General features: G+C 32.6%; 23 protein-coding genes. 16 read left to right on the forward strand and 7 right to left on the reverse strand.

Annotated features, from left to right (window positions below):
- Positions 1 to 192 precede the first annotated feature (192 nt).
- Complete coding sequence (locus tag ABD859_RS11785) at positions 193 to 690, forward strand: TlpA family protein disulfide reductase (protein WP_345144488.1); 498 nt, start codon at positions 193 to 195, stop codon at positions 688 to 690.
- 99 nt (positions 691 to 789) lie between these two features.
- Entirely contained in the window at positions 790 to 1,542 is a 753-nt protein-coding gene (gene tpiA, locus ABD859_RS11790; RefSeq protein WP_345144490.1) for a triose-phosphate isomerase, read from the forward strand.
- Between the two features lie 93 nt (positions 1,543 to 1,635).
- On the opposite strand, the gene ABD859_RS11795 is transcribed toward tpiA, so the two are convergent.
- Together ABD859_RS11795 and ABD859_RS11800 are read right to left on the reverse strand one after the other, a co-directional pair.
- Complete coding sequence (locus ABD859_RS11795) at positions 1,636 to 3,960, reverse strand: hypothetical protein (RefSeq protein WP_345144492.1); 2,325 nt, start codon at positions 3,958 to 3,960, stop codon at positions 1,636 to 1,638.
- Positions 3,920 to 5,056: a hypothetical protein gene (locus ABD859_RS11800; protein ID WP_345144494.1), complete on the reverse strand. Its 1,137-nt coding sequence runs from the start codon at positions 5,054 to 5,056 to the stop codon at positions 3,920 to 3,922. The genes ABD859_RS11795 and ABD859_RS11800 overlap by 41 nt, the downstream gene beginning before the upstream one ends.
- Before the next feature lie 115 nt (positions 5,057 to 5,171).
- Between ABD859_RS11800 and prmA the strand changes: the two genes are divergently transcribed.
- The 14 genes from prmA (at position 5,172) to ABD859_RS11865 (ending at position 14,445) form a co-directional block, all read left to right on the forward strand.
- Positions 5,172 to 6,005: a 50S ribosomal protein L11 methyltransferase gene (prmA, locus tag ABD859_RS11805; RefSeq protein WP_345144496.1), complete on the forward strand. Its 834-nt coding sequence runs from the start codon at positions 5,172 to 5,174 to the stop codon at positions 6,003 to 6,005.
- Positions 6,006 to 6,039: 34 nt separating this feature from the next.
- Entirely contained in the window at positions 6,040 to 6,315 is a 276-nt protein-coding gene (locus ABD859_RS11810) for an ATP-dependent Clp protease adaptor ClpS (RefSeq protein WP_012025489.1), read from the forward strand.
- Between the two features lie 65 nt (positions 6,316 to 6,380).
- Positions 6,381 to 7,661: a sterol desaturase family protein gene (locus tag ABD859_RS11815; RefSeq protein ID WP_345144498.1), complete on the forward strand. Its 1,281-nt coding sequence runs from the start codon at positions 6,381 to 6,383 to the stop codon at positions 7,659 to 7,661.
- Positions 7,661 to 8,344 (forward strand): lysoplasmalogenase, encoded by a 684-nt coding sequence (locus tag ABD859_RS11820; RefSeq protein ID WP_345144500.1) that lies wholly within the window; start codon positions 7,661 to 7,663, stop codon positions 8,342 to 8,344. Before ABD859_RS11815 ends, ABD859_RS11820 begins: the two co-directional genes overlap by 1 nt.
- A 117-nt stretch (positions 8,345 to 8,461) precedes the next feature.
- Complete coding sequence (locus ABD859_RS11825) at positions 8,462 to 8,914, forward strand: 2-dehydro-3-deoxyphosphooctonate aldolase (protein WP_345144502.1); 453 nt, start codon at positions 8,462 to 8,464, stop codon at positions 8,912 to 8,914.
- A gap of 148 nt (positions 8,915 to 9,062) precedes the next feature.
- Complete coding sequence (locus tag ABD859_RS24165; protein WP_425554246.1) at positions 9,063 to 9,248, forward strand: Imm43 family immunity protein; 186 nt, start codon at positions 9,063 to 9,065, stop codon at positions 9,246 to 9,248.
- A 61-nt stretch (positions 9,249 to 9,309) separates the two neighbouring features.
- Positions 9,310 to 9,579 (forward strand): hypothetical protein, encoded by a 270-nt coding sequence (locus tag ABD859_RS11830; RefSeq protein ID WP_345144504.1) that lies wholly within the window; start codon positions 9,310 to 9,312, stop codon positions 9,577 to 9,579.
- 153 nt (positions 9,580 to 9,732) lie between these two features.
- Positions 9,733 to 10,200, forward strand: a complete 468-nt coding sequence (locus ABD859_RS11835; RefSeq protein ID WP_345144506.1) for an Imm26 family immunity protein — start codon at positions 9,733 to 9,735, stop codon at positions 10,198 to 10,200.
- A 114-nt stretch (positions 10,201 to 10,314) separates the two neighbouring features.
- Positions 10,315 to 11,133, forward strand: coding sequence for a 3-deoxy-8-phosphooctulonate synthase (gene kdsA, locus ABD859_RS11840; RefSeq protein ID WP_132990404.1), 819 nt, complete (start codon positions 10,315 to 10,317; stop codon positions 11,131 to 11,133).
- A gap of 21 nt (positions 11,134 to 11,154) precedes the next feature.
- Positions 11,155 to 12,048 carry a hypothetical protein gene (locus ABD859_RS11845; protein ID WP_345144509.1) on the forward strand — a complete coding sequence of 298 codons (894 nt, stop codon included), beginning with the start codon at positions 11,155 to 11,157 and terminating at the stop codon, positions 12,046 to 12,048.
- Between the two features lie 106 nt (positions 12,049 to 12,154).
- Positions 12,155 to 12,838, forward strand: coding sequence for a YiiX family permuted papain-like enzyme (locus ABD859_RS11850; RefSeq protein WP_345144511.1), 684 nt, complete (start codon positions 12,155 to 12,157; stop codon positions 12,836 to 12,838).
- An 88-nt stretch (positions 12,839 to 12,926) separates the two neighbouring features.
- Positions 12,927 to 13,379 (forward strand): hypothetical protein, encoded by a 453-nt coding sequence (locus ABD859_RS11855; RefSeq protein ID WP_345144513.1) that lies wholly within the window; start codon positions 12,927 to 12,929, stop codon positions 13,377 to 13,379.
- A 5-nt stretch (positions 13,380 to 13,384) separates the two neighbouring features.
- Positions 13,385 to 13,690, forward strand: a complete 306-nt coding sequence (locus ABD859_RS11860) for a hypothetical protein (protein ID WP_345144515.1) — start codon at positions 13,385 to 13,387, stop codon at positions 13,688 to 13,690.
- A 113-nt stretch (positions 13,691 to 13,803) separates the two neighbouring features.
- Positions 13,804 to 14,445 carry a hypothetical protein gene (locus ABD859_RS11865; protein WP_345144517.1) on the forward strand — a complete coding sequence of 214 codons (642 nt, stop codon included), beginning with the start codon at positions 13,804 to 13,806 and terminating at the stop codon, positions 14,443 to 14,445.
- Positions 14,446 to 14,570: 125 nt separating this feature from the next.
- Here ABD859_RS11865 and ABD859_RS11870 read toward each other — a convergent pair whose 3' ends face one another.
- From ABD859_RS11870 to ABD859_RS11890, 5 genes are all read right to left on the reverse strand, one after another.
- The gene (locus ABD859_RS11870) at positions 14,571 to 15,962 is read right to left on the reverse strand and encodes a M20/M25/M40 family metallo-hydrolase (protein WP_345144519.1); all 1,392 of its coding nucleotides are present in this window, start codon (positions 15,960 to 15,962) and stop codon (positions 14,571 to 14,573) included.
- A 167-nt stretch (positions 15,963 to 16,129) separates the two neighbouring features.
- A complete protein-coding gene (locus ABD859_RS11875; protein ID WP_345144521.1) occupies positions 16,130 to 18,052 on the reverse strand; it encodes a discoidin domain-containing protein in 1,923 nt (640 codons plus the stop codon).
- A gap of 27 nt (positions 18,053 to 18,079) precedes the next feature.
- Positions 18,080 to 18,853, reverse strand: coding sequence for a glycerophosphodiester phosphodiesterase family protein (locus ABD859_RS11880; protein WP_345144523.1), 774 nt, complete (start codon positions 18,851 to 18,853; stop codon positions 18,080 to 18,082).
- Positions 18,854 to 18,943: 90 nt separating this feature from the next.
- The gene (gene bglX, locus ABD859_RS11885; RefSeq protein WP_345144525.1) at positions 18,944 to 21,244 is read right to left on the reverse strand and encodes a beta-glucosidase BglX; all 2,301 of its coding nucleotides are present in this window, start codon (positions 21,242 to 21,244) and stop codon (positions 18,944 to 18,946) included.
- A 10-nt stretch (positions 21,245 to 21,254) separates the two neighbouring features.
- On the reverse strand, positions 21,255 to 21,878 hold the full coding sequence (locus ABD859_RS11890) for a carboxylesterase family protein (protein WP_345144527.1): 624 nt from the start codon (positions 21,876 to 21,878) through the stop codon (positions 21,255 to 21,257).
- Positions 21,879 to 21,934 lie beyond the last annotated feature (56 nt).

Genomic DNA, 21,934 nt, shown 5'->3' on the forward strand with positions numbered 1-21,934 from the left:
TACTGATCAATAGTTTTTCAAAAATATAACTTGGAAAAATAATCGATTTCGAAGCCAACTATTACGATTTCAATCCTGTTTTTCTAACCCAAAACTGTCTTTTTGTTACAAAATAAAGGACTCTTGAAATTTTGTTAATCCGCATTTGGCTTTCAATTTGTTTGTTTAACTTTGTTGAAAATCACTAATTCTATGAAACAAATAGCTTTAATATTTATTGCTTTTATTACATTTTCTTGTTCACAGGCTCAAAAAACAAGTTTTTCTAAAGAAGCTTTATCTGAAAAATTATCTGCCATTGACGGAAGTCAGGTTACTTTTAAAAACATTTTAAAAAAATATAAAGGAAAAACTTTGGTAATCGAAGTTTGGGCATCTTGGTGCGGCGACTGTGTAAAAGCAATGCCAAAATTAAAAGAACTACAGGCAAATAATCCTGATGTTTCTTATTTATTCCTTTCTGCTGATAAAACGGCTGAGAAATGGAAAGCTGGAATCGAAAAACACGAATTAAACAAAGGCGATCATTTTATGATGAACGACGGTATGAAAGGCCTCTTTGGAAAAGCAATTGATCTGGACTGGATTCCAAGATATATTGTGGTTGACAAAACGGGAAAAATTGTTTTATACCGTGCTATCGAAACTGATTTCGATAAAATTAACGAAACGCTAAAAAGCTTAAAATAATTTAAATAGCAATATCAATGTCAAAAATCAAATTTTAATTTTGACACTGACTACTTCATTCAAACAAAAAAAATTAAAAGAATAACAAAAACTACCAAAATGAGAAAATCGATTGTTGCAGGAAACTGGAAAATGCATAAAAACGCAGCGCAGACTGAAGAATTATTAAACGAATTAATTACTAAAATTCCAGCAAAAACAAATGCACAAGTTATTGTAGCACCAACTTTTGTAAACTTACAAGCGGCGGCGACAAAATTAAAAAACACAACTATAGGCGTTTCTGCTCAAAATGTTCACCAAGCTGAAGGCGGTGCTTTTACAGGAGAAATATCTGCAGATATGTTAACAAGCATTGGCGTAAATACTGTAATTTTAGGTCACTCTGAGCGCAGAGCTATTTTTCACGAAACTGATGCTTTAATCGCAAACAAAGTAGATACTGCTTTAAAACATGACATGACAGTTATTTTCTGTTTTGGAGAAGAACTAAAAGACCGTCAGTCTAACAATCACTTTAACATTGTTGAAAATCAATTACGTGACGGAGTTTTCCATATTGCAAAAGAATCTTGGTCTAAAATCGTATTAGCTTACGAACCAGTTTGGGCTATTGGAACGGGAGAAACTGCTTCGCCAGAACAAGCTCAGGAAATGCACGAATTTATTAGAGAAACTATCCGTAAAGCTTTTGGAGCTGAAATCGCTGACGAAGTTTCTATTTTATACGGTGGTTCTGTAAAACCAGAAAACGCTAAGGAAATTTTCTCTAAACCAGACGTAGACGGTGGTTTAATTGGAGGTGCTGCTTTAAAAGCTGACGATTTCTTAGCAATTGTTACAGCTATCTAATTTTAGATTTTAGATTTTAGATTTTAGATTTTGAAATCATATAAAAAAAGCGTTCGCACAGCGAACGCTTTTTTTAGCTTCTTTTACTTTCGACTAATTAATAAATGATTTCAAAAGCGGGCAATTGTATTGTTTAAACGTTGATGTTGTTTTATACACAGAATAAAAATCACGAAGTTCTTTTCCAGCTTTAAAGGCCGGCCTTTTATCATCTATAAAATCAGCATAATATGCGTAATAATTACATTCAAAAAGCATTAAGCTTGCCATTGCTTTCTCGTTATTGTTTTTAGACATTTTGAGTGCTTTTTGATAATACATTTTTGCGGTATTTAAATGAAAGTAATTTCCATTTTGATACTTCTTCTTATTCTCTGTATTATCTCCGTAAACATAATCAGTATAAGATTCTCCTGACGTCCAGTCGTAGGCGCTCATCATCCATGAATTTCCTAAATATGAAACATTAAAATAAGCATTTGCCAGCTGTAAATTACTTGAAGCTGTATTTTGTTTTTTCAACTCAATAAGTTTGGCAATAAAATCTGCTTTATTAAAATGATAATCAAATTTACGTTCTTCATATTTTTGTAAAATCTTTGGTTTAAAAGGATCTTCATTCAAATAGCTTTTAAACTCATAATTTTTATCCCAAAAATCCTTTGGCATACTGGCAAAAGTCTCATAAGCCAATTCTAGATTATTGTTTCTAAAGGCAATTGTTCCTTTTAAATCTTTGTAATAGTTACTGTTTGGCGCAAGTGTTCCGGCACAAAGGTATTTTTCAAAAGGCGTTTTGTTTTCCTTTTTCTGTAAAGCAATTAAACGATCAACGTCTTCTAACGTGGCATGACGGTCAAAATAACCAATATAACTATAATAATAAAGATTGTTGTAGGCAGAATACTCTCCCTCATTTTTAATATCTGATTTCATAAAAAACAAACCTGCCGAAACGGTATCTCCTTTTTTATAAAATTCTTCACTGGCAATTCGATACAAACTGTAGAGATTTTTAAATAATCCACTGTCTTTTTCAATCAAATTTTCGATTGAAGAAAAATAAGTAAACAATTGATTTTTAACTTTCTCGTTTTTCAAATCATCTTGTTTTAAAGAGACTAAAGCCAGCAGCATATTTTTTTGCATTTGTATCGACTGATTAGCATTGGCAGAAATCATATCTGTGTATTTCTTTCCTAAATCAATTTCGTCATTTAAAAATAAAATCTGGGCAATTGCAGCGCTTAAATAATCTTTCTGTTCTCCTGAGGCCTTACTGTGAATACTGATTAAGAAATCACGCACTTGTCGTAAGTAAAAAATATCTTTAGTATAATTTTCAGCTTTGGCTTTATCATAATCATCATACCAAATTTCTCGGTCAAAAACTATCGAAGGTGATCCGGCGTTTGAGTATTCCGGTGTTAAAAGCCAATCTTCCAGCTTATTGACTTCTCTTCCTATCAAAAAACTTAAAAGCAGACTATTTGGGTTCAGCTTATAAACTTTTTGAATTGTTTTTAAATCCGGAGCGGGATTTCGAAGACTTTCTATGGCTAAAATTGTGCTTCTTTCTTCATTATTTTGTGCCAACGCCAAAGTTTCTGCTGTTAATTTCCAGTTGTAATGCTGTAAAACGGCAAATGTTTTTTCTTCGCACGATGTAAACACTTTACTAAGCAAATAGTTTTGCATTGCAAAATTATCAATACACAAAGCTTTATAATACAAAGCCCATGGCTTTAAAATAGTGTTTGTTTCTTTATCAAAATAAGTATCATAGAGCCTAATTACTTCTTGTTTATTTTCAGCATAAAAATTGTATCTTAAATATAGAAATGCATATCGTTGTTTTAAAAATTCATCTTTGGCGGATTTTATTTTTTTATCAAAGCTCTCTATATCAGCAGTTGGATGATTTTGACTGTATCCAATATTTCGCCAAGATTCCCATTTTACATCCTGGCTGCCACTGTATTCCATCTTTTTGGCAAATAAAATATATGTGAGCAGGGATTTATTTTTAGACTGCAACAATGCCTGCACGAAAGTATTATTAGGAAATACTTCTTTTAATGCTTTCTTTTTAAAAGCATTGTCAAAATCCTCAGAATTAGTTTCATATAAAATGGCATGAATATCTTCGGTCTTAACATTACTGCCTATTTTTTGCTGCCATTCTTTGCAATTCACTTCCCAGTCGGCTGTAGAAAAAGTATTTGTAGAGTAATACCAATCTGCCGAATAATAAAAGGGCGTTAGTCTAAAAAAGCCTTCTCTTTGTGCTTTAAACAAAGCCAGACGAGATGTTTCCGGCGAAACGCTCCATCCGCAGGCAGAAGAAAATTGAAAACTTAACAGTAAAAACAAACTGCTAAAAACTTTCATAATATTTTGATATGTTATTGATTCCATATTCTTTAATGTATTTTTTATCAAAAGAGAAAAACGTTACTTTGGTCTGATTATCAATTGGGATTTTACTTTTTATAATAGAAATCATCTTTTCGAGTTCAGCATCAGAAATTTTCTCTATCCTTACCTCATCTCCATTTCGCAGATAAGTCTGCCCAACCAGAATATCATCTTGCAATACGTATTTACTATCGTTTATTTTCTTGAGTTTAACGGTATCGTCCATTATATTTTCATAATTAGACAAAATTCCTTTAAACTTACCTCCCCGAAAAACAACTGCCCAGCTGTATAGTGGCAGTGCAACATCGAGTTTTAATTTATAATCACTGTGGGTAATATATTGTTTTAATTCATCACTGGTTCCGATAGAATTTTTGGTTTGAAAATCATCTGGTTTTGTGATATTATAACACATCAGCAGACCTTTATCTACGGGAGGTGTTCCGGCTTTGGTGGCATATTTATATTGCCAAAGACGAATTGTAGCGGCAATTTGAGCGTTTGGAAACTGATTCTTAATTTTTTCAAGGAGATAAAAGTAGTTTTTCTTTGATTTTTCTGTCCAGTCACAATCAATCAAAATTTCTTTAAAATCGATTTTTAATTTTGCTAACTCCAGCGATTTTACCGAATCATAATTGAGATTTTTGTAATCTTTTTGTTTGTAATAATCTTTAGGATACACAATTCCGTAAGCAATTTTTTCTGCCTTGCTTTGAATAATCTTCTGCCCTATTTCCTTTATGCGCATTGAGATTCGGAGCGCTAAAGTGTCTAATTGTTTTTTATTGGTATTTAAAACAACATCATTAGTAATAAAAACAGACGGCGTAATTTCCGGATAGTTTTTATTAAACGAAACATTGTTAATGGTTGCTACAGGGAGAGCTTGTTTCGAATATGGATTCCAATCGACATCAAAAAAGCGAACATACATGTGTTTTACACCCAATTTATTCATCATAGAATCATCTTCTTTCTGAAAATATAAATCCGTTTTCCAGTAACAAAAAGACCTTACAATTTCATGATCTTTCACACAGCCCATTCCGTTTAAAAACAGAAAGAGTACAACAATAAGCATATTCTTCATAATATATAAAATTCCTACAAAAATAAGTAAAAGTTGGCATTCATAATTCCAGTTTTTAATTTATTTATGAACAACTTTTGTATTTGATTCTTACCTTTGCAAAAATTTTTTATTTATGTCGAATATATATTTAGGATATCACTTTACAATTGAACCAAAAGAACTTGGATCAGAAATTTTAGTAGCTGAACTGGGCGAAAAAGCGTTTGAAAGCTTCACAGAAACAGAAAACGGAATTTCGGCTTTTGTGAAAAAAGATTTATGGGATGAAAATATTCTGGATGATATTTATATTCTACAGTCTGAAGAGTTTAAAATTGAGTATACAATTGAAGAAATCGATCAGGTAAACTGGAACGAAGAATGGGAAAAAAACTTTGAACCAATTGATGTTGACGGTAAATGCCACGTTCGCGCGCCGTTTCATCCAAAAACAGATGCTGAATTTGATATTTTGATTGAACCAAAAATGAGTTTTGGAACAGGACATCATGAAACGACACACATGATGATTCAGCATTTGCTTGAAATGGATGTAAAAGGTTTAAAAACTCTTGATATGGGTTGCGGAACTGCAATTTTGGCTATTCTTGCCGAAATGAAAGGCGCTGAACCTATTGATGCGATTGATATTGATAACTGGTGTTATCTTAACTCTATCGAAAATGCTGAGCGCAATAATTGCAAACATATAAGCGTTTATGAGGGCGATGCAGCTTTATTGGCAGGAAAAAAATATGATTTGATTATTGCCAATATCAACCGAAATATTCTGCTAAACGACATGCAGGCTTATGTTGATAGTTTAAATCCAAAGGGAATTATATTATTCAGCGGTTTCTATGAAGAAGACATTCCTTTTATCGATGCTTCGTGCACAGAAAAAGGTTTAACGTATGTTAAAAAGTTACAAAGAAATAACTGGGTATCACTAAAATACGTAAATTAGATAGTAATTACAAAGTACAAAAAACTAAATTAAGATGAGTACTAAAGAGAAAGTAAGAGAAAAAGTCCGCGAGAAAGAAGCGGCTGTGTTCAATAACGAAATCATTATGTATAACGATGATGTAAATACGTTTGACCATGTTATTGATACTTTAATGCGCGTTTGTGACCACACGGCAGAACAAGCCGAACAATGTTCCTTAATTGTACATTACAATGGAAAATGCACTGTAAAAACAGGCCCTATAGAAAAACTTAAACCTCAATGTACACAACTTTTGGAAGCTGGACTAAGCGCTGAGATTGTTTAATTTACCAATAATTTAAAAAACATTCTATTTTATTTTATATTTGAAATAAAATAGAATGTTTTTTTATGGAAGAGTATGGAAAAATATTAATTATTGCAATGCCTGTTTTTCTGGTTTTAATCGTAATCGAAAAACTTTACGGCATTTACAAAAAGAATGATACTGCACCATTAATAGACAGCGTTTCCAGTATCAGCTCCGGAATTACAAATTCTGTAAAAGATGTTTTAGGCCTGAGCGTTACTTTTCTTTCCTATGAATGGATGGTATCTAAAATCGCTCTTTTTCACCAGGAAGCCAGCATCCTCTCTTACATTATCGCCTTTTTTGTTATTGACTTTTATGGTTATTGGAGTCATCGTCTGGCACATCAAATAAATTTTCTTTGGAACAAACACGCCATACATCACAGCAGTGAAGAGTTTAATCTGGCCTGTGCGCTTCGCCAGCCTATTGCGAGTTTGGTTAATTTATTTACTTTTCTGCTTATTCCGGCAGCATTATTGGGCGTTCCTGCCACTGTTATTGCTATTACTCTTCCACTCCATTTATTTTTACAATTTTGGTATCATACCAAACACATTAAAAAAATGGGATTTGTAGAAAAAATTCTTGTTACGCCTTCTCATCATCGTGTACATCACGCTATAAACCCTGAATATTTAGACAAAAACCATTCGCAGATTTTTATTTTTTGGGATAAACTTTTCGGAACCTTTCAGGAAGAACTAGATGATGTCCCTCCAGTATTTGGCATTACAAGACCTGCCAACACTTGGAATCCTATAAAAATTAATTTTCAGCATTTAACTTTATTAATAAAAGATGCCTGGCGTGCCGAAAAATGGAAAGACAAACTAACTATTTGGTTTAAACCAACTGGATGGCGGCCAGAAAATTTTGAAGAAAAATATCCTGTACACAAAATCGAAAATGTATTTGATTTTGAAAAATACGGCATGCAAAACTCTCAAAAGCTTATTTATTGGTCTGTAACACAAATTCTAATTACGCTTTTGTTTGTGAGTTATTTATTTGAAAACATCGCCAAAATTGGTCTGCCTAATATTTTTGTCTACGGATTTTTTATCTTTATAACCATCTACAGCAATTCTGAACTTATGGATAAAAGCAAATTTGCTGTTATTTGGGAAGGTTTCAGATTAATGCTCGCAGCAGGAATTATTTCATTCTATGGCGATTGGTTTGGTCTTAACTCAGTTTTCTCATTTAGCAATTATATACTATTAGGGTATCTAAGTTTATCACTTTTAATAACGATTTACTTTGTTACCGTTGATTTTAAAACTAACCAAAACCAAACCATAAATTCACAAACCGCATAATGAAAAAAGTTCTATTTTTTAAAATTTATACAGCATTCTGCTTTATTTATTTGCTGCTTTTATATTTGGGATATGAAAGCCTGGACTGTTATTTAAAACCCGTATTAATTCCGCTATTAATTTTAGGTGTTTATTTTTCTAAAAAATTCCCAACTCAGAATATTCTGCTTACAGCATTGCTTTTTTCTTGGATTGGAGATGTAATTTTGCTTTTTGCAGATATTGCCGAGATTTATTTTATTCTAGGATTAGTTTCTTTTTTAATTTCTCACATTCTTTACTGCGTGCTTTTTAACTGGCAGATAAAAGAGAAGATAAAAAGAAACGTCGCATTTTTTATGACCGGAAGTATTCTGATTGCCTGTTACTTAATTGGAATGCTTTCTGTATTACTGCCCTCTTTAGGCGATTTAAAAATTCCTGTTATGGTTTATGCCAGTGTAATTTCTATAATGCTTTTATTTGCATATAACGGTCTCCTGATCTGGAAAAAACCAGCCAATCAGCTTGTTTTTTTCGGAGCCTTGTTTTTTGTTATTTCAGATAGTATTTTGGCATTAAACAAATTTCACACACCGCTCAAAAAAAGTTCGTTTATTATTATGCTGACTTATCTTGTGGCACAATATCTGATTGTAATTGGTATATTAAAACTGAATTCAAAAAAAGAAGAACAACAGTAATATAACAACACTTTTTTAAAAAGATTATCATAGAATAATTTTTGATTCTTTTTTATTTGAGTTTAAATTTCGTAATAAAAACCTTTTACATTTGTGCCACCAAAATAAACCTCAACTATGAAAAAAATAGTTCTTTTTATAACTATATTACTTGTTACCGCCTCTTGTATAAGCACAAGATCTACTTTAAAAAATGTAGATGATAATGCTCCCGATTTAGTTTTAGGTAAAAATAATACGTTTATAATTTCATTGTTCAGCAAAGACAAAAAGTATGGCTATGATCCTGATTATCCAATAAATATATTTTTTAGAAATACCCGCAATGAAGCCGAAAATGAACTTCGTTTTTTAAATGCCCTTGCCGGACCAAACGGCGAAAAAATTACGTTTAAACGTTTAGAAACCTGCTGTCCTTTTCCAACTAAAAGAAGTGATATGGGCGCCGGATTTTTAAATGTTTACCAATTAACCTGGGAAGGTCAAAAAAAGCCTGTCACACTTTATTTGAACATCTATGAAAAAGGAATTTTAATGGTTCCGATGGGATTGACTTTGAAAAAAGAATAATGTACATTAATCAGTAATTGAGACAAACTTTTAAATAACGATTTTAAAATCTTGCTGCAGGATATTCTTAATTGTGTCTTATTTTAATATAATAATACTTTATTGTGGTAATTTAATAAATCATCACAATTTAATTTTGTGAACAATTGTGACTAAATGCAATCAAATACACTTACAAAAACTGTGGTTAATAAGTAAAGATCGTCTCTACTCATTTGATTTCAGACAAGCCTTTAATGGTTATATTGTTAGTGAAAGACTACTTTCTTTAATGGATGATTTTGAAGTTAAAAATTGGGAAAAATGTAAACTAAATGTAGTAATAAATCCGTAAAAATATGCTTCACACTATATCTTTAATACTCATTTTGCTGCCTCTCCTATTTCAATTGATAATGGGTACAAGATCACTTTATCGTATCGATTCTCTTATGTTTGGACAAGTCTGCCTTGTTAGTATTATTTCACACATTGTATTCTCAATTGTTTCTTTTAAAATTGCCGATTACAATTTCACACAACAATATGAACAATCTGCCAATCCTGTCCGATGCGGAATGCCGCTTCTTGGAGCAGCAATGGCATGTTTCTTTTTATTTTGTATTCTTCTTATTATTATTTTGATTCAGTTTCTGATAAAAAAATTTAGAGATAAAAAGAATTAAGATTTCTAAATAAACAAAAATAATATATCAAAAAAAAAGAAGATTGCATTGAAATAAATTTATCCTATTTTAATACAATTATAATTTATTGAGGATATTATAATATTAAATACAAGCTAATTTAGCATCACTAACTTTTTTTTACAAAATTTAATGTATAAAATAGAGCCTGGTTTAATAATAGAAATCTCTCTTCCCGATGGAAGACTTGCTTATGGTTTAAAACTTGACAGTGTAATAATTGGAATATATAAAATTATGAGTTCCAAAAAATTACAAATTAGCGATATTATTCAAAATCAAGTTGAAATTTATATCGCTATTGATGATACATATTTAAAAAAAAGACCTTTCACGATTATAGGGGAAATAGATTTAATAAATGAGGAAATTTATCCTCCGGATTTAGCCTGGTATGCAGAATGGTCGCCGGATGATAGTGTAAAAACAAGAGCTATCCGTAATAAAAGAGGTCAGCATGAGTACACAAATAAAGAATATTATATTTCTCTTGTCAAAAAAGGTCTTGTTTTGAGTGTTTTTAATAAACCTGAACCTTTAACTTTTTGGATAATGGATAACATACTTAACTGGCCTAATTATAAAATGCCATCAGAATAAATTTATTCGCTTCAGCCTTGACTTTTAATAAAAGTAATGGTCTTAAAATAATCTTAAATCTTCATCTGCTATTCATAAATCATAACTACCTTTGCAGTGCAAAAAAATAATTTTATGAACTTACAACATATTCCACAAATCAAGCATACTGACAGCGGAAATTTCTTTTTACTGGCGGGACCTTGCGCTATCGAAGGAGAAGAAATGGCTCTTAGAATTGCTGAAAAATTAGTTGGTATTACCGACAATCTTCAGATTCCTTATGTATTTAAAGGATCTTTTAAAAAAGCAAACCGTTCTAGAATTGACAGTTTCTCAGGAATTGGAGACGAAAAAGCTTTAAAAATTTTAAGAAAAGTTTCTGAAACTTTTCACGTTCCAACTGTAACAGATATCCATACTAATGAAGATGCCGATATGGCTGCTCAATACGTTGACGTTTTACAAATTCCTGCTTTCTTAGTACGCCAGACTGATTTAGTTGTTGCGGCGGCTAATACAGGAAAAACAGTTAACCTTAAAAAAGGACAATTTATGAGTCCGGAAAGCATGAAACATGCTGTACAAAAGGTTTTAGACTGTAATAACGAAAACGTAATGGTTACAGACCGTGGTACTATGTTTGGGTATCAGGACATGATCGTTGACTTTAGAGGAATTCCAACTATGCAGCAATATGCTTCTACTGTTTTGGATGTAACACACTCTTTACAACAGCCAAATCAAACTGCGGGAGTTACAGGAGGAAGACCAGATATGATCGAAACTGTTGCAAAAGCGGGTATTGCAGTAGGTGTCGATGGTATTTTTATTGAAACACACTTTGACCCTGCAAACGCAAAAAGTGATGGCGCTAATATGCTTCATTTAGATTATTTCGAAGGCTTAATGAATAAATTAGTTGCTATTAGAAAAACAGTTAACTCATTCTAATAATTATAATACTCAAGTTCTTTGAAAACAAAATTTTTATTTTTCTTACTGACTTGTGTTTCTTTAAACACATTTGCTCAGGAAGAAATACCAGTACAAAAATACGCTGCTCACAATAAAGGAAAATTCTTTGTTATGTGGGGTGGTAACAGAGAAAGTTACTCAAAATCTGATGTAAACTTTAGAGGTAAGGATTACAACTTTACTGTAGATAATATGGCTGCTCATGACAAACCAAAAGGATGGCATGTAGATTATATTAATCCTGCAAATATGACTATTCCGCAGACTAATTTAAGATTAGGATATTTCTTTAGCGATCATTACAGCGTTACAATTGGTGTCGATCACATGAAATATGTAATGACACAAAATCAAACTGCAAATGTTACCGGAAACATTAATTTACCAGCAGATCAGCCTGGTTCTATTTATAACGGAGAGTACAACAACAGACCTGTAGACATGTCTATAGGCGGTGCTCAGGAAGGCGGCGGAAGCTCAACAGGCGGTACTCCTTTTTTAATTTATGAGCATACTGATGGATTGAACTACATTAATACTGAAGTTTCAAGATTTGATGATGTTTCAAAATGGTTTGGATTACCTAATATTGATAAAGTTCAAATCAATTTAACTGAAGGATTAGGAGCGGGTGTTTTATATCCAAAAACAAATACTACGCTTTTAGGTAAAGAACGTCACGATGATTTTCACGTTTCTGGTTTTGGAGTTTCTGCAAAAGCGGGTTTAAATATTACTTTCTTTAAACATTTCTATCTTCAGGGTGAATTAAAAGGCGGTTATATCGATATGAAAGACATTAGAACAACTGTAAGCAGCGAAGACAAAGCTTCTCAGCATTTTTATTTCTTTCAACGAATTATTGCTGTTGGAGGAATCTTTAGAATCTAATATCGATTTAGAAAATATATTAAAAATAGTTATCATTAATTTGGTAACTATTTTTTTTATTATTTACTTTGTAACTCAAAGTACTTTAATAATCAATTTACATAGTATGAAAAAGCAAAAATATATTTTCCTAATCATCACATTTGTCCTAAGCTTTGGTTTGGCTCTATTTGTGGCAATGAAGGTATTTCCAAATAATCCGTTTTCTAAAACAAAAACAGAAACAGATAAAGTGATGTCAAATAAAATCGAGAGCGGCGATATTATATTTCAAACATCACAGTCGCCACAATGTGAAGCGGTACGAATTGCTACAAATTCAAAATTTTCGCATTGCGGTATTATTTTTAACCTAAACGGAAAATGGTTTGTTTATGAAGCTGTACAACCAGTTAAACTGACTCCTTTTGATGAATGGATTCAACACGGAAAAGATAATAAATATGTTGTAAAAAGACTGAAAAATGCAAAAGCTGTTTTAACTCCGGAAATTCTTCAAAAAATGGAGAACTATGGCCAACAGTTTGACGGAAAAGAATATGATGCTTATTTTGAATGGACAGATAACAGAATTTACTGTTCAGAACTGGTTTGGAAAATATACAAAAACGCAGCAGATATAGAACTTTCTAAACTACGAGAATTAAAAGAATTTAATCTGGAAGATCCAAGAGTAAAAAAAGTATTAAAAGAAAGATATGGCAATAATATTCCGCTTAAAGAGAAAGTGGTTGTCCCTTCTGATCTTGCTGATTCTAATTTACTTGTAACTGTAATAGATAATTATTAAGAAATCAATAAAAGCTAATCTTAACTCCATTAGCTTTTTATTTTAACTATTTACTTTGAAATTCAAAGAACTTTTAACTAGACAAAATATGAGAGATTATTTAATTGAAAAATTATACGAAAGCACTAAAAAGCCGTATCAAAAATATTTTAAAAAGAACGAACCGTGGAATATCGATAAAAACAAATTGTTTGATTTTCCTAAAGATAGTCTGGGATATGGTTTGGGGAATTTTCTATATCAAAATCAATTTGATATTCAGGAAAAACTCGAAGATCATGACATCATTCATGTCCTGACGAATACAGGAATTTCTGTTTATGAAGAAATTGGAATGCAGTACTATTTGCTTGGAAACGGAAAAAGAAGTTTGTATTTATTTATGGTTATTCTATCGGGTACCATTTTTTATCCAAAACAAATAAAATATTTCCTTCATCAGTATAAAAGAGGCAGAGAAGCTCTTCCGTTTTATTATCTCGATTTTTCAAAAATGCTTTTTATGCCTGTACAAACTATTCAGCAAACTTTTAAAATTTAAAAATCATGAAAATTCATAACGAACCTTTTGAAGAAAAACAATCTACAGAACTGGCGATTGGATCTTTTATCATTATTACGCTTTTGTTTATACTTTACATTTTTTCGAATCAAAATCCAAACGTTCTTATTATTGCGTGGCCGTTTGCTCTTTCGGCAATAATTGTAAATACTATAATGCTTTTTCATTTAACTGAAAAATTTATTCATTTACCATTACAGCGAAGAGATATTGCGGTTAAAATTTTGATTCTGCTTTCAAATATTCCCATTACCTTTTTTTATTATACCGTTATAATGCATTCTAATTGATTTATATTGCATCTGTTTTTTAAAGTTTTAACACAATAATTCTGTATTTTTTTTCATTTAATGATTTTATTCACAGCTGTTTTTTGTAGTTTTGTTTTTATTTGACACAAAAAATGGGTACAATAAAAACAGGTTTTTGGAAATTGGCTTTCATAATAACTCCTGATGAGTTTAAGCAATTTATAGAATATGTTATCGACTTAAATATATATCCGGAATATGCTATCGGCTTAAATATATATCGGGACAGAGAGACTATTTATGAGCAATACGAAATTTTTTATAGTGCGCTTATAAGTAAAACGAAGCCCTCAAACTACATGAAATGCGACAATATTTCATTTATTGATTTAAGAAGTTTTGTCTGTAAACTGAGGCCGGAAAATTCCATAGGATTTATTATAAATCCGGCTAATATGGTGCATTGGCTCTATAATGATGGAGCGGTAAGAATCTCGGATTGGGCAGTACAAATAACATTGCAAAAAGGCGTTAGTCTAAATGTAGAAAATTCTCAGGGTAAATATTTTGTATATGAAGATATTAAGCTTCACTCTCCACAATCTTATCCGTTGTACCAGAAATTAACGTATTATATTAAAAGCATTACTAAGCCATTACGTTTTAATGCTCAGGGCGTAGAAGCCATAGAAGAAGTAAAACCACCAGTACGAATAAGTAAACAGGCTGCGGATGATTTTGGAGATAGCTGGCTTTTTACTGAATTCAAATTCAAAATGAAAAGCTACATTTAATAAGTCTAAAAGCTTTTTTAGATATTGGATTATATTCCATAGGAACATTTCGTAGATAAAAATAAAAAAGGCAGTTTCAAAAAATTGAAAATGCCTTTTTTTTAAAATAAATTTTATTTGAAATATTAATTTGCTTTTGGAAGTTCAATTCCGTTTTGATCTACTAAATATAATAATGTTGTCATTGTAGCAGCTCCAAGTTCAAGCTCCCTTTTGTTGATTGCATCAAATTTGTCGTTTGCTGCATGGTGATAATCAAAATAACGCTGAGAATCTGGTTTTAAACCTGCTTTTACAATTGCTTTAGACGTTAAATGATTAATATCTGAACCCGCGTGCCCAATTGTAAAACTGTGAACTAAATAAGGCTCAAAAAGATCTTTGTATCCTTGTATCTTTTTCAGGTTTACATCATCTGCTTCGATAGAAAATCCTCTTGGAGAAAATCCTCCTGAATCACTTTCTAAAGCAAAAATGTGATTTTCGTTCTTTTGTTTTGAAACTTCTTCGTATTTAGCACCACCTTTTCCGCCGTTTTCTTCATTCATAAACAATACTACACGAATAGTATTTTTTGGTTTATAGTTTAAGTTTTTAAGAATACGAACGGCTTCCATACTTTGTACCACTCCTGCTCCGTCGTCGTGAGAACCATCGGCTAAATCCCAAGAATCTAAGTGTCCCCCAACAACCATAATATTTTCAGGGCTTACAGTTCCTGTTAATTCTCCAATCACGTTATGTGATAATACATCTGGCAAAGTTTCGCAAGATTGTTTGAAATAAAATTTCAAAGCAGGATTTCTTTTTAAGGTTTTGCTTAATAACTCAGCTCCGTTTGTGCTGATTGCAGCTGTTGGAATATATTGCTCTTTTGGAAGATCACCGTAGCTTTGTGCTCCTGTATGAGGAAAATCATCAAGACGTAAATTCATAGAACGAACGATTGTTCCCAAAGCTCCTAATTTTGCTGCTTCTTTTGCTCCCGCATATCTTTGGTCAACACAAGCTCCGTATGAAGTAAAAGTTTCAATGTTTTCAGGATTCATTGGTCTGTTATAGAAAACAATTTTTCCTTTTACTTTATCGGCACCAAGTTCGTTTAATTCTTTTATTCCCTGAACTTCGATTATTTCTGCTGTTAAACCTGTTTTTGGTGTAGCTACAGAACCTCCTAATGCACAGATTGGCACTGTCGTTTTTACTTTTCCGTCAAGGATAAAAGCAGTTTCTTTTTCGCCTCGAACCCAGTGAGGCACCATTACTTCTTGCAAATATACTTTATCTAATCCAAGGTTTTCTAATTGTCTTTTAGTGTATTCTACAGCTTCTGCAGCACCTTTCGATCCAGATAAACGAGCGCCGATATCATTAGATAAATATTCCAGCCAGGAATAACATTTAGCTTCGGTTAAAGCTTTTTTGTAAAATAATTTAATGTTTTTTTCATCATTTGACTGCGCAAACAATGTCAATCCGTTTAAAACTAAAGCAGTTAAAAGAATCGTTTTTTTCATAATTTTTATAGCATTTTGGGTTTGTTCCAATTTCTTGGCTTATTTCACAAAGAAACAAAAAATCTATAAAATTGTCAGAGTTTTTAGATAACCTTTCTCAAAAAAAAACTCTAATTACAAACCTGTTAGTTTATAATTAGAGTTTTTATGATTTATATAAAATAAAACTATTTTACTTCGATAATCTTATTCTTTGCTCCTATTCCATTTTCATTAAAAGGTTCAATTGTAAAATAATACTTTGTTCCTTTGTCTAAACCTCTAAAGTCATAAGTATTGTCGCCGTAAACCATAATGCTGTTATATAATTTGTCCGGCTCAATTCCGTAATAAATATTGTATCCAACTGCATCAGCTTGTTTTTTCCATGAAATCATAGCATTTCTGGAATCTGCTTTGTTTCTATCAACTTTAAACGATGCAACAGCTTTTGGTTTTGATTCTAATCCGTTTCCAAAAACTCTAAAATCTGAAATTGCAAACAATCCAGATGCATTATGAATGTTTTCCATTTTAATATAACGCGCTTTAAATGCTTTTGAAAGCTCTACATAATCGTGCGGAGCGTCTTTATCGTTTTTAGATTTATCTACAACCAAAGTCCAGTTTTGAGCATCATTAGACATATAGATTTTATATTGGTAATAAATATCCATGGCTTTATTGAACTGAGTTGCTTTATGATCGGCGTAATTAATTTGTAAAGCGTTAATTTCCATTGGTCTTCCTAAATCCATTTGAAGCCATTCGCCCGGATTATCAGTTTTTGCAGACCAATAGGTTTGAATATTTTCATCAGTAAGGTTTTCTGGTCCGTAACAGAATTTCTCGTATACTTTTTTACCTCCATTATCCATTCTGTGTGTTTCAACTTCCATGCATTCTTCTGAAGAAGAAACGGTTACAGGCTTTTTATACGAAAGTAACATCCATCCAGAAGCTGCGCCTTTTGTCTGATCGCGCTGACTTGTTGGCAGTACAATTGGAAAATCTCCATAAGCTGTAATAGAATACATTACATCATCTTTGTCGAATCCGGCAGGAAACATATCTATACGACGCTCAAAACGATCTTTAATAGAAATTTTACAGGTTCCTGTATTCCAGTAATTTCCGTAATTATCTGCAAAAGTATTTCCGTGTCCGGCTCCAATTACAAATCCACCCGGTTTATAAGACATTGGATTGTGTTTTTGATAGGTAAAAGGTCCTAACGGATTATCACCCACATGAACTCCATTTGCATAGCCTTTAAATTCTGTTGCAGGCGCTCCGTACTGCATATAATATTTTCCGTTGTGTTTTGTCATCCAAGCCCCTTCAATAAAATTCCCCCATGGCGCAGGTTCCATATCATTGTTTGGACCAAAACGTTCCCAGCCATGAGCTGAAGGATCCAGAATAGCAACCTCTTTGATTTGTCCGTAAGGTTTTTGAATATCCTCAACTTCTGTTGCTTTATACAATGTTGCATAATCGGCCTGATTTCCTTTTGGAAGCCATGTTTTGTAATCTACCTCAACACCAACAAGCGGTAATTTTCCGCTTGAACCATAATACATGTATACTTTTTTATCATCATCCTGAAAAATTGCAGGATCCCAAGTTGGAAGCATCGCTTTGTTTACGTGACGTGTCCATCTTCCTGATTTTGGATCGGCTGTTTTCCAGATTGGATGATCTCTTTTCCAAGTAGAACCAACGTAGAATAAAGTATCGTTTACCACCCATGCAGCAGGCGCACATTGATCGTCATCACCTGGTTCTCTTTGAAAACTTCCGTAAACAAAGTTCCAGTCAGACATGTCTTTACTCCAGAAGAAACCAGCCTGATTGGTTGCAAACAAATAATATTCGCCTTTATAAGTAATAATTACAGGATCTGCGCTTGAACGACGTGATTCTGGAATTCTGTTGTGATTGAATGTTGTATAATTATAACCAATATTAATAGGGTTACAATAAGTGGTCGCTGGTTTTGCAGGGTCAAACCATTCTGTTTTACCAGAATTTTGTGCCGAAATACTGTTTCCGAAAAGTATCAAAAACAATGAAATAGGCAGTGTAAAGTGTTTATATATATTTTTCATGGTAAGATTGTTTGTAAAGTGTAAAGTTTATTTTTTAGCTTTTAATCTTTCACTTAAAAGTTCTGGTTCGTTTGTTGTGATATAATTGAATTTCTGATCGATAAGCCAATCCATATCAGATGCTTCATTTACAGTCCAAGCGTTTAAAATTATCTTGTTATCCTTTGCTTCTTTTATCCATTCCGGATGTTTTTGAAAAACAGAATAATGATAATCGACTCCGTTAATTTTATCTGCTTTTATTTCTTTTGGAGATTTATTTCCTTCTAAATACTGCAGAGAAGTTTTTGGATCTATCGCCCTGATTGTCTTTAGAATATCATAATCAAAACTGATGTAGCAGACATTTTTATTGGCTTTTAATTTTTTAATGGTTTCGACTGCTGCTACACCCGTTTTTTGCCCTCTCTCTTTACTAATTTCTGAAGGTTTAATTTCACAGACTAAAAGAGTGTGTTTATTATTTCGCATTCCTTCTGAAATATATTCATGAAGTGTTGGAAGTTTTTCTCCATTCGAAAGTTTAAACTTTATCAAATCTGCATAATTGGTTTCTTCAATAAGCAGTTTGTTGTAATGTGCATCATGGTTTATTACAAGTGAATCATCTGCAGTTCTCCATACATCAAATTCTGAACCCGGAAGTTTTAAATCTATCGCATGTCTTAATGATGCAATTGAGTTTTCTGGCAGGTTATTCTTTTTCCATGCACCGCGATGTGCTACAATTGCGTTTTTTTGTGCATGGCCAGATGAAAAAACGATTAGACACACTGCACTAAATATTTTTAAAGTATTCATATAAATAGTAGTTAAAAAATTACAAAAAGGTCTTTTCGGTTTAAAAAAAAGCCCTCCAAACGAAGGGCTTTTAACTAATCAATAAACCAACTATTTAGTTAACTCAAAACTAACTTTCTTGTCGGCAGTTGAATTTCCTCCAATGAAAATATCAAACTGTCCAGGCTCTGCTACGAATTGTAAATCAGAGTTATAAAATTTTAAATCTTCAACAGTAATGTCGAAACTTACTGTTTGTTTTTCACCTTTTTTAAGTGTTATTTTTTGGAAACCTTTTAATTCTCTAACTGGTCTTGTTACAGAACCTACAATATCTCTAATGTATAATTGAACGGTTTCTTTTCCGTCGAAATTTCCAGTATTCGTTACATCAACCGTTACTTTCAATTTTCCTGTTGGGTTCATTTTATCAGAAGAAATTTTGATGTTTGAATAATCAAAAGTCGTGTAGCTTAATCCAAATCCAAATGGAAATAACGGCTCATTCCTTTCGTCAATATAATTTGATCTGAATTTTTCGAATTTCCCTTCTGAATTAGAAAGTGGTCTTCCTGTATTTTTGTGTGCATAGTAAATTGGTAATTGTCCAACGCTTCTTGGGAAAGTTGAAGTCAATTTTCCAGAAGGATTTACATCTCCAAATAATACATCAGCAATAGCGTAACCTGCCTCTGTACCAGCAAACCAAGCATTTAAAATCGCAGGAACTGTTTTTTCTTCATCAGTAATTACTAACGGACGTCCGTCAAATAAAACTAAAACAACTGGTTTTCCTGTTTTTAATAAAGCATTTAATAAATCTTTTTGCGCTTGTGGAATTTCTAAATTCGTACGGCTACTAGATTCTCCACTCATTTCTGCAGATTCTCCTAAGGCAGCCACAATTACATCTGATTGCTCCGCTACTTTTAAAGCTTCAGCCAGTAAATCTTCTTTAGAACGTGAATCTCGGTGTAATGTTTTTCCAAACATTGTAGCGTTTGTTTCAAAAGTTTCATCGTAATCTAAGTTACTTCCTTTTGCATATAAAACTTTTGTTCCTGCTCCGGCAACTTCTTTAATACCTGCCAATAATGAAACTGCGTTTTCCATTTTTGTAGCTACAGACCAAGTTCCCGGCATGTTTTCTTTAGCATCTGCTAATGGTCCGATTAAACCAATAGTTCCCGATTTTTTAAGTGGTAAAAGCTGGTTTTGATTTTTTAATAATACTAAAGATTGTGCTGCGATTGAACGAGCTTCTTTTCTGCTGTCTGTTGTAAAGATTTCAGTTTTAGCTCTTTTTTCATCACAGTATTTGTATGGATCCTGAAATAAACCTAAATCGTATTTTGCTTCTAAAATAAGTTTTACAGCATTGTCGATAGTTTCGATTTTTACTCTTCCTTCATCTAAAGATTTTTTCAAAGTTGTTAAGAAACCTTCTCCAACCATATCCATTTCAACACCAGCATTCATAGCTAATGCCGAAACATCCTGAAGATTTCCCATTCCGTGTTCGATCATTTCAGGAATACCTGTAAAATCGGTTACTACAAATCCTTTGAATCCCCATTGTTTTCTTAAAACATCTGTCATCAACCATTTGTTTCCTGTTGCAGGAATTCCGTCAACTTCGTTGAAAGACGCCATAACAGAACCTACTCCGGCATCAACTGCAGCTTTATATGGTGGGAAATAATCATTAAACATTCTAATGTGGCTCATGTCTACAGTATTGTAATCACGTCCACCTTCTGGAGCTCCGTATAATGCAAAGTGTTTAACACATGCTAAAATTGAATTATTTTTTGAAAGATCGTGCTGTTGGTAACCGTTTACCATTGCTTTAGCAATCTGGCTTCCTAAGTACGGATCTTCTCCTGAACCTTCAGAAACTCTTCCCCATCTTGGGTCGCGGGAAACGTCAACCATTGGAGAGAATGTCCAGTTGATTCCGTCTGCACTTGCTTCTTTTGCTGCAATCTGCGCGCTTCTTTCGATTAATCCCATATCCCAAGTACAAGATAATCCTAACGGAATTGGGAATGTGGTTTCGTAACCGTGAATTACATCCATACCAAAAAGTAACGGAATTTTTAAACGGCTTTTCTCAACCGCAATTTTCTGTACTTCTTTAATTTTTTGAACTGATTTAATGTTAAACAAACCACCCACTTTTCCTTCAGCAATATTTTTTGCCACATTTGAGCTGTTTGCCTGACCTGTAGTAATATCTCCAGATGTTGGCAAATTTAACTGACCCAATTTCTCGTCTAAAGTCATTTTTGACATCAACTCCGCCACAAATTCAGACTTTGGTTTAATTTTCACTGTATTTTTAGGTGTCTTCTTCTGAGCATAACCCAAAACAGCGCATCCTAAAAAAAGTAAGACTAATTTGTTTTTCATTCTATTTTATTTATTTGTTTGTATTTGTTTTTTTCTGCTGAAACATCCAGTCATAAATTGCTGTGTTATCATAAACCCTTGTCCAGCTGTCGTGATTTGCATCATCAAAAATGGTGAGCTTTACATCTTTGGCATTACATTTCTTCAATTCTTTATAAATTGTGATTGCATAATTCACATTTACTACATCATCTAACAATCCGTGGTAAATTCTGGTTGGAATATTGGCTATTTCACAAGCGTGTTCTAACTGAATTAAATCTACAAAACCGGCTACAGGTACGTTTGTGGCAAATAGATCCGGATGTGCAAAAGCCAAATTCCATGATGCCCAGCCTCCTGAGCTCAAACCAGTAACATATATTCTGTCGGGATCAATTTTATTTTCTTTCTGAATTTTTTGAATCAGCTGATAAATCGATTCTATATCCCAATTTTCGTCTTCTTTGCATTGCGGTGCCAGAACATAAGCATCTAACTGATGCGTTTTTAGATATTTTAAAGGACCGTTGATTTTTACCTTTTCGATATCCGTTCCCTTTTCTCCATCTCCGGAAATAAACACTATTAAAGGCTTTTTATCTTTTGTATTCGCTGGCTTATGCAAAACATAACCAAGTTCATACTTTGCCATTATCACTGTATTAATTTTTCCGGTTGTTTCACTTTGGCTAAAGCCAAAAACTGAAA

Origin of the sequence: Flavobacterium ginsengiterrae, assembly GCF_039539785.1 — a bacterium.
Lineage (GTDB): Bacteria > Bacteroidota > Bacteroidia > Flavobacteriales > Flavobacteriaceae > Flavobacterium > Flavobacterium ginsengiterrae.